This is a genomic window from Streptomyces sp. NPDC107546 (assembly GCF_055639175.1).
In genome coordinates this window covers 1-12,798 of sequence record NZ_JBVKBA010000070.1, presented here as the reverse complement: position 1 = coordinate 12,798, position 12,798 = coordinate 1, and the positions used below count along the sequence as shown (strand labels likewise).

Here is a 12,798-nt window from a genome sequence, read left to right as displayed (position 1 = left end):
TCCGCCAGTACATCGAGGGCCAGAAACGACCCATCTGACCGTCACCGAAGCCGCGCAGCGAACTCCGGCGCTGCGCGCCTCCGAGCCGAGGATGCGTTTCCCTCCCCGGCTGAAGCCGGGGAAACCCACGCAAGATCAAGGATGGTGCTCGGCTGCGCGCACCCGATGGGCCCGCTGGCGCTCGCCGACCTGATCGGGCTGGACACGACGCACGCGATCGCCGAGTCGATGTACGCCGAGTTCAAGGAACCGCTGTACTCGCCGCCTCCGCTGCTGCTGCGCATGGTCGAGGCCGGTCTGCTCGGCAAGAAGACCGGCCGAGGCTTCCACGACTACGCGACCGCGTAGGCCTCAGCGGCGGCCACCCGGCCCTGACAGCAGCGCAGGGCGCGGCGAATGGCCTCGGCGTAGGTTGCCGAGCCCTCACGGCACACCACCTCGACGCCCGGATGCTCGCGCAGCCGCAGCTCCAGGGTGTCGGCCGTGCGATCGGGCGGCACGTCGATCCGCTCATGACTCTCAGCGTCGATCACCACGGTGGCATAGCGGTGCCGTCGGCGCAGGGCGAAGTCATCGACCCCGATCACGCGGGGCACTCGTCCGGTGGGCAACGGGATGCGCAACAGGGCCCGCAGTTCCGTGTGCGGGGACAGGCCAACCGTCAGTAACCGTCCCCGGTCCGGCCCGCTAACTTCTTGACCACAGCGTTGACTTGCCTGGACAGGTGGGGCGTGTGGCGCTGGTCCCGGCTCCGGAAGCCCGGGTACCTGCTCGCGGAAGGTGTGCCGGCAGCCGGGCGTGAGACACGCCAGACGCCGCACGTGGACCGCCACCTGGCGCCCGTCGACCGGTGCGTCGGCCACCGTCCGCAGGTGGCTGCCGTGCACGCGGCCTGACGATGCCCATGCATACCGGGCAGACCGCGGTGCCGTCCCGGTCCGTGCCCACACCGCGATCCGCTCACCGTCTTCGGCCACCTCCTCGATGGCCAGCGGGGACAGCCCTGAAAACACCGTCTGCACCAACTCGTCGACATCCTTCACCCGCATGCACACGATCCCTCACGGCGCTGCGTCCGCACCGGAAGTGAGGCAGGGCCGTTCGTTTGACACACCCCCGCGGGCCGGCCTCCGCCGGCACCGCTGTTCGGCGACGGCCGCCATCGCGGCAGCCGCCGCCTGGTGCCCCAAGCGGCCCGCTGCATGGATGGCGCGGCCGGCGATGCGGTGACGGCTGGCGCCGGGGTTGCCCTGGGGGGTTCTTGCCGTAGTGGGCCAGGACGTCCCGGCGGGTGGTTGCGGTCGTCGCCTGCGGGCGGGGCGGATGGCGAACGTGTCGCGGGCGTAGCCGTCCCTCGAGTGCGGCGTGGCCGGGGCCGGAGCGGTCGGCTCGCTGCGGGCCGTCGCCGTCGACGGCGGGGTGGGTGGATCGCCGGGCGTGAGGGCGGTTGAGGGGCTTGATCCGCTGCACGCCGCCAGGGTCGCGGACGCCCGCGAACCTGCCGTGGGTGCCGGCTGCACGCAGAGATCGGTGCGAGCCCGGTCCGGCCGTGGCGCAGGCGGAGTCGTGTGGGGCGGTGGTGGCGTCGGAAACGTCGTGGAAATGGGGGGTTGACGCGGTGGGATGCTCGTCCTAGCGTTCGTTCGAGCAGTTTCTTAAGTGACTAAAGAAAGAGCGCGAATGAACAGGTTGGCGGGTGAGGACCTCTCCAGTACGGCTGTGCTGGCCCTGCTGGGCCGGGCCGGGCCTATGTCGCGGGCCGCGCTGGCCCGCGAGCTGGGGATGAGTCCGGCGACGCTGACCCAGGTGACCCGGCGTCTGCTGACGCAAGGAGTGATCGAGGAGCTCGACCGTCAAGAGCCCTCCCGCGGGGGCCGGCGCGCTCGGCTGGTCGGCTTGGTCGGCGATGCCGGTCGGGCCCTGGGCGTCAAGGTGGCCGCCGACCACGTCGCGCTGGTCGACATGCGCTTGGACGGGCAGGTCACCGACACCGTGACGATCCCCTTCGACGCCACGGCGCTCGAGGCGGTGCCCGCGATCGTGGAGTTGCTGCGCCCGTTCACCAAGCCCCGCGAGGATCTGCCTGCCCTGCTGGGGATCGGGGTGGGAGTCCCCGGCAGCGTCGACCGTCCGGACAGCGGGGTCGTGGACGCCGCGATGCTGAACTGGCGGCACGTGCCGCTGGGCACCATGCTCGGCGCGGCTTTGGGGCTCGCCGTTTTGGTGGAGAACGATGTCAACGCGTTGGGCAGCGGGGAACGCCTGTACGGGCGGGGCCGCACCCTGAACGACTTCTTGGTGGTCACCATCGGCCGTGGCGTCGGCTTGGCCATCGTCGCCGGTGGCCATGTCTACCGCGGCGCCCACGGAGGCGCCGGGGAGTTCGGTCACGTTCCGGTCGCCTCGGACGGTCCGCTGTGCACGTGCGGGAAACACGGGTGCCTGGAAGCCCTGATCGGTGATGCCGCCCTGGTGCGCACCGCCCGCACGGCCGGCCTGGTCGGCGAGGACGCCACACCGGATGATCTCGCCGAGCTTGCGGACGGAGCCGGTGACCGAGCCGAGCGGGCACGCGCCATCCTGCGGGAGGCGGGGGAGATCCTGGGCCGCCAGCTGGCCGGCCTGACCACCGTGCTGGACCCGGAGGAGATCGTGGTCATGGGGGAGGGGACCCGCTCCTGGCGCTGGTGGGAGCCGGGCGTGAGAGCAGCCCTGCAACGCCATGGACGCCGCCGGGATCAGGAGCCGGCGATCACTGTCGAGCCGTATACGGACACCATCTGGGCGCAGGGAGCTGCTGCCCTGGTCCTCGCGGCGTCGTTGGACGGAGGCGTCGGCAGCGTCGATCCCCGTCGCCGTATCCACGGGCTCGGCGACGGCGCGGGCAGCCGGAGTGCGACATGACGATCAACCCCCTGTCTGCGCGTGCCGGCCGCCCACCGGCCTTGGCCGCGATACGACGGCGCAAGTGGCGCAACCGCGCCGCGGTGGCGTTCTTCCTGGCGCCGAGCGCGATTCCGCTCCTGCTGTTCACCGCCGGCCCGATGCTCTCCTCACTGTGGATCAGCCTGCATTCCTGGGACCTGATCTCCCCGATGCACTGGGTGGGCCTGGCCAACTACACGCACTTGCTGGGCGATGGCGACACCCGCGCCGCGTTCCGGCACACCGTGTACTTCATCGCCGGCTATCTGCCGCTGGTGTACGTGGGCGGCCTGGCCCTGGCGCTCGCCCTCAACCGCCGCATGCGGGGGCGCAGCATCCTGCGGTCGGTCTACTTCCTGCCGGTCGTCACCAGCTGGGTGATGGTCTCGCTGACGTGGAAGTGGATTCTCAGCCCCGACGGGGGACTGCTCAACCGTGCCCTGGCGACCGTGGGCCTGCCGACTCCCGACTGGTGGGCGTCCCCGACATGGGCGCTGCCGTCGGTGATCCTCGCCTCGGCGTGGAAGGACCTCGGGTTCGTCATGGTCATCATGCTGGCCGGGCTGCAGGCCATCCCGCAGGAGCTGTACGAGGCGGCCACGATCGACGGAGCAGGCCCCTGGCAGCGGTTTTGGCGCATCACACGCCCGCTGCTGTCGCCGTCCACCTACTTCGTCGTCCTCATCTCGCTCATCAACGGCTTCCAAGTATTCGACCAGGTCTTCGTGATGACCGGCGGCGGCCCCGCCGGGTCCTCGCGGCCCGTCGTCGAGGAGGTCTACGACCTGTCCTTCCGGTACGGGCAGGTCGGTGCCGGCTCGGCCCTGTCCTGGCTGCTGTTCGCGGTGATCATGGTGGTCACCGTCGTCATGACCCGCATCCAGCGGCGGTGGGTGACCCATGCCTGAACTGACCCGGACACCCGCCCGGCCCCCCGCGGCCACGCCCGAGTCCTCTGCCGTTTCTCAGCTGCGCGCCGCAGTCCGCGGTCGGCCCGCGGGCCGACCGCGCCTGCGGGCAGCATCCCTGACCGCCCTGGTCGTCCTGGGAGCGGCCGGGATGATCTTCCCGTTCCTGTGGGTGCTGATCACCTCCCTGCAGCCCGACGGCAGCGGAATCACCGCCCCCTCCCTGCTGCCCACCACCGTCAGCGGGGACGGCTACCGCAGTCTCTTTCACGCGGTGCCCTTCACCCGGGTCGCCGTCAACAGCCTGTGGCTGGCTTTGACCTCGACCGCCATCCAGCTGATCACCAGCTCCATGGCCGCCTACGCCTTCTCCCGGCTGCGCTTTCGCGGGCGGGGCCTGGTATTCGGCTGCTACCTGGCCACCATGATGATCCCGCTGCAGGTCCTCATCGTTCCGCTGTTCGCGGAGATGAAGACACTGCACCTGGTCGACACCTACGCCGCCGTCCTCGCTCCGACCCTCGCTTCCGGCTTCGGAGTCTTCCTGCTCAGGCAGGCGATGGACGGCGTGCCCCGGGAACTGGACGAGGCGGCCCGCCTCGACGGCGCCGGCCACCTGCGGATCTTCGTCTCGGTGGTGCTGCCGCTGGTGCGGCCCGCGCTGGCGACCTTCTCCGTCTTCGCCTTCATGGCCAGCTGGAACAGCTTCCTGTGGCCGCTGGTCATCATCCGATCACCGGAGTTTATGACCCTCCCGCTGGCACTGGCCCACCTCCAGGGCCAGTTCAGCACCCAGTGGAACGTCACCATGGCCGGCTCCGTCCTCGGCACCCTCCCGATCATGATCCTCTACCTCTTCGCCCAGAAGCACGTGGTGCAAAGCGTCGCCCAGTCGGGCCTGAAGTAGCCCTGGCCCCACCCTGCCTCGTCACCCCTTTTCGCCCCCCTGCCCTCGCATCCCCTGCCACCCCAGGAGACCGTCATGCACACTCCCCGGATCGCCCTCGCCGCCGGCATCGCGGCACTGGCCCTGACCACCGCCTGCGCCCAAGGCTCCGCGACCAGATCGGCCTCCTCCGGCCGTGTGACCACCGTCCGCTACATGACCTTCTCCGCCGGCGCCGACCACGCCAAGGACCTCGATGCCATCGTCGCGGCGTTCGAGAAGGACAACCCGACCATCAAGGTCCAGGTGCAGTCCGTGCCCTACGCGAACTACGCCACCACGCTGCAGACCGCGATCTCCGGCGGCACCGCGCCGGACACCTTCGAACTCGACCAGCAGAGCCTGGCCACCTACGCCTCCTCCGGTGCCCTGTTGGACCTGGCCCAGCCCGCCGCCAAGGACCCGGCCTACCACTCCTCGGCCTACGCCCCGGCCAACCTGAAGGCCGCCCAGTACAAGGGCACCCAGTACGCGCTGCCGGAGTCCTTCTCCACCGTGGTCCTCATCTACAACAAGACACTCTTCGCCAAGGCCGGTGTCGCCACTCCCACCGCCGGCTGGACGTGGAAGGACGAGCAGGCCGCCGCACGCAAGCTGACCGACGCGGGCAAGGGGGTGTGGGGCGACTTCCAGCCCATCACCTTCAACGAGTTCTCCAAGGCCCTCGACCAGGCGGGCGGCTCCTTCCTGTCCGCCGACGGCACCAAGGCGACCTTCGACGGCCCCCAAGGCATCGCCGCCGCGAAATGGCTGATCAGCAAGAACAAGACGACCATGCCCGATGTGGCGAAGAGCGCGAACACCCCCGACTACGACACCAACCTGTTCAAGGCCGGCAAGCTCGCCATGTGGCACAACGGCAACTGGCAGTTCAGCGCCCTGCAGAACGTGCCCTTCGACTGGGACGTGGCCGTCGAACCCGGTGACACCCACAAGGCCAGCGCGGTCTTCCAGAACTCCGCCGGCATCTCCAAGACCACCGATCACGCCGACGCCGCCTTCAAGTGGCTGGCCTACCTGACCGCCTCCGACACCACCGCCAAAACCCGCGTCGACTCCTCCTGGGAGCTCCCGCCGCTGGCCGACACAGCCAAGGTCGCCGGCTACCTCCACGCAGGCAAGCCCGCCAACCGCCAGGCCGTCTTCGACTCCCTCAAGCAGCAGGCCACGGCGCCGGTCATCGCCAAGCAGCAGCAGATGCAGGACATCGTCAACAACGCCCTCGCCGATGCCGCCGCCGGCCGCACCGATGTCGCCAAGGCGTTGTCCCAGGCAGCCCGGCAGGTCACCGCACTGCTGAAGTGAGGCCTCGGGCGCCCGCGGGAGACCTGACCGCCCCGCGGGCGCCCGAACCCCCGGCCACACCGGGTACCGCTGCTCCTTCCCACCCCGCACCACCCACACAGGAGACACGCCTTGTCCACCCCCACGACGCAGTCGCCCGGCCACGCGCGCCTGGCCCGCCGCAGCCTGGAGGTGATCACCGCCAACCAGGCGCCCTCCGGGGCCTACCCGGCCTGCCCGAGCTACCCGGTCTACCGCTACTCCTGGTTCCGCGACGGTTCGTTCATCGCCGAGGCCGCCTCCCGCGCAGGCGCCGCCGACTCCGCCGACGCCTTCCACCACTGGTGCGCCAAGGTGGTCACCGATCGCGCCGACCGCATCGAGCGGATCGTCGCGGCGAAAGCCGCGGGCCGACAGCCCGCCGAGGCCGACCTCCTGCCCACCCGCTACACCCTGGACGGCCAGGACACCGGCGACGTCGGCTGGTGGGACTTCCAGACCGACGGCTACGGCACCTGGCTGTGGGCGCTGAGCGAGCATCTGCGCCGGCACGGCGGCGATGCGGCCCCCTACCACGAGGCGATTCGCCTCACCGTCGGCTATCTCGCCGCGACCTGGGACCTGCCCTGCTACGACTGGTGGGAGGAGTCCAAGGAACACCGGCACGGAGCCACCCTCGGCGCCCTACGCGGCGGCCTTAAGGCCATCGAGGCGGCCGGCCTCGACCACACCGGGTTGTGCGCACCCACGGTCGCGCAGATCGATGCCCTCGTACGCGAACGCGGCCTGCACGAAGGCCACCTCGCGAAATGGCTGGGCAGCTCGGCGGTGGACGCGAGCCTGCTGGCCTGCCTGACACCGTTCGCCTGCGTGGACCCGGCCGGGCCCATCGCCCAGGAAACCCTCGCCGCGATCGAGCACGACCTGCTCAAGCCGGAAGGCGGCGTCCACCGCTACCTGGGGGACGTCTTCTATGGCGGCGGGCAGTGGCCCGTTTTGGCCGGCCTCCTCGGCTGGCACTACGCCCGCATCGGCCGCACTGACGACGCCCGCCGCGAGCTGGAGTGGATCGCCTCCCACGCCACCGCCGACGACCTACTGCCCGAGCAGGCCCCCGGCGCCACCCTCCTGGCACCCGAACACCTGCCCAGGTGGCAGCAGCGCTGGGGACCGAATGCCACCCCGCTGCTGTGGTCCCACGCGATGTACCTGATCCTCGCCCACGAACTGGAAGTCTCCGCATGATCCGCCACCGCCCTCACGGCTCGGGCCACGCCTACCAGCCCACCGACGACCAGCGTGTGCCCGTGACCCCCCTGGCCGGTGAGCCCTTCGAGATCCGCGCCTCCACCGGCTACGCCATCCAGGCCGTGGTGTGCGAGTGGGACAGCGGCGACGGCATCACCGAACTGACCGCCGCGATCGAAGACGCCACCGAAGCCACCGGCGACAGCGGCGGCAACACCGACAGCCACCTCGCCCAAGCCGCCGCGGGCGGCCGCGACCGGCGCCACCGCTGGGTGGTACGCCCCGCCCCGCTCGCCGAAGGCACAACCGCCCGCTACCGCTTTGCGGCCCGCCACGAAGACGGCCGCATCCGCCGGACCTCCTGGCACACCGTCGCCCCGGCCGCATGGCACAAGGGGGCCGCACGACTGCAGGTCACCCAGGACGCCGGCCGCCTGGTCGAGGACTCCCTCTCCAGTCTGGTGGCCGCCGACGGCACGGTGCTGCGCATCCGCTTCGCACTACGGCTGGCACCCGGCGAGCACGTGGTCGGCTTCGGCGAACGCTACAACGCCGTCGACCAGCGCGGACGCACCCTGGACGCCCAGGTCTTCGAGCAGTACAAGGGACAGGGCTTCACCCCCTGCACCTACCTGCCGATGCCCTTCGCGATGGTGCTGGGCGGCGACAGCTGGGCCTTCCACCTGCGCACATCCCGCCGCACCTGGTACGACATCGGCGCAAGCGATCCGGACCTGCTGTGGATCGAGGCACAGACCCCGCCGGACGGCTCACTCGAGACGGTCTGCTTCCACGGTGCCCCCCATGAACTGCTGTCCGCCTTCCTCGACGAGGCCGGCCGCCCCGAGGAACTGCCCGATTGGGTCTTCCGCCTGTGGGCCAGCGGCAACGAATGGAACACGCAGCAGCGCGTGTTGGCCGAGATGGACCGCCACCGCGACGAGGACATCCCCGTCGGCGTGCTGGTCATCGAAGCATGGAGCGACGAGGCGACCTTCACCGTCTTCCGCGACGCCCAGTACACCGTCAACGAGGACGGCGCCCCCCACCGCCTGGCCGACTTCACCTTCCCCCCCGACGGTGCCTGGCCCGACCCCAAGGGCCTGGTCGACGAACTGCACCAGCGCGACATCAAGGTGCTGCTCTGGCAGATCCCGCTGATGAAGATGCGTCCCGCCCCCCGCGGGCAGGCCGCCGCTGACGCCCGCGCGATGATCGACCACGGGTACACCGTCATGGAGGAAGGCGGCAAGCGGCCCTACCGCAACCGCGGCTGGTGGTTCCCCCAAGCCCTTATGCCCGACCTCACCAACCCCCAAGCAAGCCAGTGGTGGACCTCCAAGCGCCGCTACCTGGTCGACGAGGTCGGCATCGACGGCTTCAAGACGGACGGCGGCGAACACGCCTGGGGCGAGGACCTACGCTACGCCGACGGCACCACCGGCGCGCAGACCAACAACCTGTTCACCGTCGAATACCCCTCCGCTTACCGCGAGTTGCTGCGCCAGAGTGGCAAGGCCCCGGTCACCTTCAGCCGTGCCGGGTTCACCGGCTCGCAGAACGCGGGTGCTTTCTGGGCCGGCGACGAGGACTCCACCTGGGACGCCTACCGGCACTCTCTCAACGCCGGCATCACCGCCTCGGCCTGCGGCATCGTCTACTGGGGCTGGGACATCGCGGGCTTCTCCGGCGACGTCCCGGACGCCGAACTGTATCTGCGCGCCATGGCGGCGTCCTGCTTCATGCCGATCATGCAATACCACTCGGAATACAACCACCACCGGCTGCCGCTGCGCGACCGCACGCCGTGGAACATCGCGCACCGCTCCGGCGACCCGCGGGTGCTCGATATCTCCCGCAGATATGCCCACCTGCGCGAGCGCCTGGTCCCCTACCTGGCACAGGAGACCCGCACCGGCCTGGCGCAAGGCAAGCCGCTCATGCGCGCACTGTTCTTCGACGACGCCCAGGACGAACGCATCTGGGACTTCCCCGACCAGTTCCGGCTCGGCTCAGCACTGCTGGTCGCGCCGGTCACCACACCGGGTGCCGCCAGCCGGGAGGTGTATCTGCCCCACGGCGAGTGGGTCGACGTCTGGACCGGCGAGACGCACACCGGCGGGCAGGTCGTCGAGCGGGCCACCCCGCTGGACGTCGTCCCGGTGTTCGCGACCGCCGACCGGTGGGCGGACCTCGAAGCACTTTTCGTCACCGACAACTGACACCGCAGGGCAAAGGCTGATCGGCCTGGCCGGCAGCGCGGTGGCTGCCGACCGCGTTGCCGTGGTCGATCTGCGTCTGGACGGCAGCCCGGGCACCAGCCCGTCTGGACGCCGTTCACCGGCCTTGTACGACCGCGTGCTGTGCCCAATCGACGCCTACAGATCCATCATTTCAAGCTTTCCCGCTCAAGGCCGGAGATCGTCAGCGACGCCAGCCGAGACCGTTAAGGATCCGATTCCGTGGAATTCCGTCATCTGGGCCGCAGCGGCCTGATCATCAGTGAGATCGCCTACGGCAACTGGCTCACCCATGGCTCCCAGGTGGAGCAGGAGACGGCAACTGCGTGCATCCGCGCCGCCCTGGACGCTGGGATCACCACCTTCGACACCGCCGACGTCTACGCGGAGACCCGCGCCGAGACCGTTCTCGGCCAAGGGCTCAAGGGCGAACGCCGCGCAGGCCTGGAGCTCCTCACCAAGGTCTATTTCCCCGCCGGCCCCGGCCGCAACGACCGAGGCCTGTCTCGCAAGCACATTATGGAGTCGATTGACGGCTCGCTACGCCGACTCCAGACCGACTACATCGACCTGTACCAGGCACACCGCTACGACCACTCCACACCGCTGGAGGAGACCATGGATGCCTTCGCCGACGTGGTCCGCTCCGGCAAGGCGCTCTACATCGGCGTTTCGGAGTGGACGGCCGAGCAGATCCGGGCCGCGCATGCACTCGCCCGCGAGCTGCACATTCCGTTGGTCTCCAATCAGCCGCAGTACTCCGCACTGTGGCGGGTGATCGAGGCCGAGGTTGTGCCGGCCTCTGAAGAGCTGGGCCTTGGCCAGGTCGTCTGGTCGCCCATAGCCCAGGGCGTACTGACCGGCAAGTATCTGCCAGGCGCCCCGCTCCCTGCCAGCACCCGCGCAAGAGACGACAAGGGCGGCGCTGCCTCCGTGGCCCGTTGGCTCCGCAACGACGTGTTGGAACGCGTACAGCAGCTGAAGCCGCTGGCGGCGGAAGCCGGGCTGTCGCTCGCCCAGCTGGCAGTGGCCTGGGTGTTGCAGAACAGCAACGTCTCCGCGGCGATCATCGGCGCCTCGCGGCCCGAACAGGTCACCGAAAACGTCAAGGCGGCTGGCGTAAAGCTGGACGCCGGGCTACTGAAGCGCATGGACGAGATTCTTACCCCGGTCGCCATGTTCGACCCGGCCATCACCGCCGAAGCCTCGCCGCAGACTCGCCCGTGAAGTGACGTTGATGCAGGCCTACCGGCCGATGGACTGCTGGTGGAGGCCGAGGTCCAGCAGCCGGGGCATTGCCGCCGCCCGGGCCGACGCTGGCGGGAACACGGCCACCGGACTGCTGTCGCGATCACCATCACGCCTTCCCTGCATCATGGCCCTTCCCACGAGAACCGGACGGCATGAACTGCCCTCCAGGTCCCAGGTATCGCAGCGCTTCGGCACCCTACTGACGTGAATCGGCATAAGACTGACAGCAGCCATGGTCATCCGGTACAGATGTGCCTCCACGTGGCGCCCAGCATGGTTGATGTGGTGCTCTGCACGGGCGCCGACGCCCGCGTCTTGTGGCCGGGGTGAACCGTTCCGGGTTCGATAGAGAGCTGGGATGTCACGCGCTGACGGGTTCGTTGGCGCGGGTGTGGTGGTGATGGTAGGCGGTTTCGTACTCGGCTGGTGATATGTGGCCAAGAGCCCCGTGGAGTCGGCGGTGGTTGTACCAGTCGATCCACTCGGCGGTGGTGAACTCGACGTCCGTGAAGGTCTTCCACGGCCCGCGGCGGTTGATCAGCTCGGTCTTGAACAGACCGATGGTGGACTCGGCGAGGGCGTTGTCGTACGCATCGGCGACACTGCCGATCGAGGGGGCGATGCCAGCTTGGGTCAGGCGCTCGGTTAAGGCGATCGAGGTGTACTGCCTGGACTCAACCGGTCGTTGCAACACCGGCTTGTTGGAGCAAGAGTAGCTGCTCGTTGAATGCCTCGGCCGGGGTCCTTCAACCAAGTGTCTTGCGGGGTCTGGTGTTCAGCGCGTGAGCAACGGCGTCGATTTCTTCGGCGGACCAGCGCGAGAGGTCGGTGCCCTTCGGGAAGTACTGGCGCAGGAGTCCGTTGACGCTTCTATGCCAAGCGGCGAGCTGGTGTTGGGTGATGTGGTGCTGCCAGGAGGCTCGGTCTTGGGTCATGGCGCGGTGGATGACGTCGATCAGGTGGCGTTTGAGGATACGTCGGGCTCCGCGGGCTCCCTTGGTCGGCTCGTGGCGGGCCAGGAGTGCTCGTGCGCCTGGGTGGAATCGCTGTTGGACGATGGACGTCGTGTAGAGCACGCTGTTGAGCCGCCGGTTGCCGCCTCGGTGCAGTCGGTAGCGTTCCTTGTCGGAGGAGTAGACCGGGATCGGTGCGGCTCCGGTGTAACGGGCGAGCTTCGCTGAGCTGGTGAAGCGGGTGATGTCGCCGATCTCGGCGAGGAGGACCGCCGCGGAGACGTGGCTGATCCCGGTGATCTCCAGGAGCGCGGGTGCCAGTGGGGTGACCAGTTCCCGGACCGTGTTCTCGAGTCCGCGGATGCGTTTGTTCAGCCCGTCTATCTCCGTGATCATCTCGGTCAGCACCCGGCGGACGTGGGCGCTCATGTCCGTGGTGTCCACCAGGGCGGTCAGCGAGGTCATGCCAGGCCGGCGGGTGAGGTCGCCGGGGGTGTGGTCGAGCCAGAGGTGGGTGTATGCCTTGAGCTGGTTGATCACCATGGTGCGGCGTCGGACGAGGTCGGCCCGTGAGTCGACCAGCACGCGCAGCTCGCGCACGCGGTCGTCGATGCGGTGACGGTCCAGGCCGGGTGTGGCGATCGCGGCGTGGGCGACCGCGGCGGCATCGACGGGGTCGGACTTCGAGCCGGTGGCGGCGTGGAGCTTGCGGTGGGCGGACATCAGCCGCGTGGGGACCCAGACCACCTCGTGGCCGGTCAGCAGCAGGCCGTCGGCCAGGCGGCGGGCGAAGCCGCGGCCGTCCTCGATGGCCCAGGTGACGGGGGCGCCGTCGGCGATCGTGCGGATCCACTTGAGCAGGACGCCGATCAGGTTCGCGTCGTTCTTGACGGTCAACGGCCTGGTCAGCCGCCTGCCGTCGGCGTCGACAGCCACTGCGACGTGGACGTGCTTGTGCGGGTCGATCCCCACTGTCACCATCGAGTTGTCCTCTTGTCTGCTGTCGCGGATGACGGGACAGATGCGAGGGCCCTGGCCAGGGG

Annotated in this window: 8 protein-coding genes and 4 pseudogenes; 8 read left to right on the top strand and 4 right to left on the bottom strand. The window is 69.4% G+C overall.

Translation table 11 applies throughout. The annotated features are described in order from the left end of the window. The coding region (locus ACZ7L1_RS38870) for a 3-hydroxyacyl-CoA dehydrogenase family protein (protein WP_471444389.1) at positions 1 to 348 on the top strand (348 nt) is incomplete at its 5' end. A 35-nt stretch (positions 349 to 383) separates the two neighbouring features. Here ACZ7L1_RS38870 and ACZ7L1_RS38865 read toward each other — a convergent pair. After that, a pseudogene (locus tag ACZ7L1_RS38865) lies at positions 384 to 1,049 on the bottom strand (transposase); the annotation flags it as partial. A gap of 631 nt (positions 1,050 to 1,680) precedes the next feature. Between ACZ7L1_RS38865 and ACZ7L1_RS38860 the strand changes: the two are divergent. The 7 genes from ACZ7L1_RS38860 to ACZ7L1_RS38830 all read left to right on the top strand — a co-directional run bounded on the left by ACZ7L1_RS38860 (position 1,681) and on the right by ACZ7L1_RS38830 (position 10,778). Continuing rightward, positions 1,681 to 2,904, top strand: coding sequence for an ROK family protein (locus ACZ7L1_RS38860; protein WP_471444387.1), 1,224 nt, complete (start codon positions 1,681 to 1,683; stop codon positions 2,902 to 2,904). Next, a complete protein-coding gene (locus tag ACZ7L1_RS38855) occupies positions 2,901 to 3,833 on the top strand; it encodes a carbohydrate ABC transporter permease (RefSeq protein WP_471444385.1) in 933 nt (310 codons plus the stop codon). The genes ACZ7L1_RS38860 and ACZ7L1_RS38855 overlap by 4 nt, the downstream gene beginning before the upstream one ends. Next, positions 3,826 to 4,740 (top strand): carbohydrate ABC transporter permease, encoded by a 915-nt coding sequence (locus ACZ7L1_RS38850; protein WP_471444383.1) that lies wholly within the window; start codon positions 3,826 to 3,828, stop codon positions 4,738 to 4,740. Before ACZ7L1_RS38855 ends, ACZ7L1_RS38850 begins: the two co-directional genes overlap by 8 nt. 75 nt (positions 4,741 to 4,815) lie before the next feature. Next, positions 4,816 to 6,084 carry an ABC transporter substrate-binding protein gene (locus ACZ7L1_RS38845; protein ID WP_471444381.1) on the top strand — a complete coding sequence of 423 codons (1,269 nt, stop codon included), beginning with the start codon at positions 4,816 to 4,818 and terminating at the stop codon, positions 6,082 to 6,084. Positions 6,085 to 6,195: 111 nt separating this feature from the next. Then, a complete protein-coding gene (locus ACZ7L1_RS38840; RefSeq protein WP_471444379.1) occupies positions 6,196 to 7,308 on the top strand; it encodes a glycoside hydrolase family 15 protein in 1,113 nt (370 codons plus the stop codon). Further along, positions 7,305 to 9,533, top strand: coding sequence for a glycoside hydrolase family 31 protein (locus tag ACZ7L1_RS38835; protein WP_471444377.1), 2,229 nt, complete (start codon positions 7,305 to 7,307; stop codon positions 9,531 to 9,533). The genes ACZ7L1_RS38840 and ACZ7L1_RS38835 overlap by 4 nt, the downstream gene beginning before the upstream one ends. Before the next feature lie 240 nt (positions 9,534 to 9,773). Beyond that, positions 9,774 to 10,778, top strand: a complete 1,005-nt coding sequence (locus ACZ7L1_RS38830) for an aldo/keto reductase family protein (protein WP_471444375.1) — start codon at positions 9,774 to 9,776, stop codon at positions 10,776 to 10,778. A gap of 385 nt (positions 10,779 to 11,163) precedes the next feature. Here the strand turns inward: ACZ7L1_RS38830 and ACZ7L1_RS38825 are convergent. The 3 pseudogenes from ACZ7L1_RS38825 to ACZ7L1_RS38815 all read right to left on the bottom strand — a co-directional run. Next, positions 11,164 to 11,469 (bottom strand): annotated as a pseudogene (locus tag ACZ7L1_RS38825) (integrase core domain-containing protein); the annotation flags it as partial. Between the two features lie 7 nt (positions 11,470 to 11,476). After that, positions 11,477 to 11,677: pseudogene (locus ACZ7L1_RS38820) on the bottom strand (transposase); the annotation flags it as partial. A 105-nt stretch (positions 11,678 to 11,782) separates the two neighbouring features. Beyond that, a pseudogene (locus ACZ7L1_RS38815) lies at positions 11,783 to 12,736 on the bottom strand (IS110 family RNA-guided transposase); the annotation flags it as partial. Positions 12,737 to 12,798: the final 62 nt, after the last annotated feature.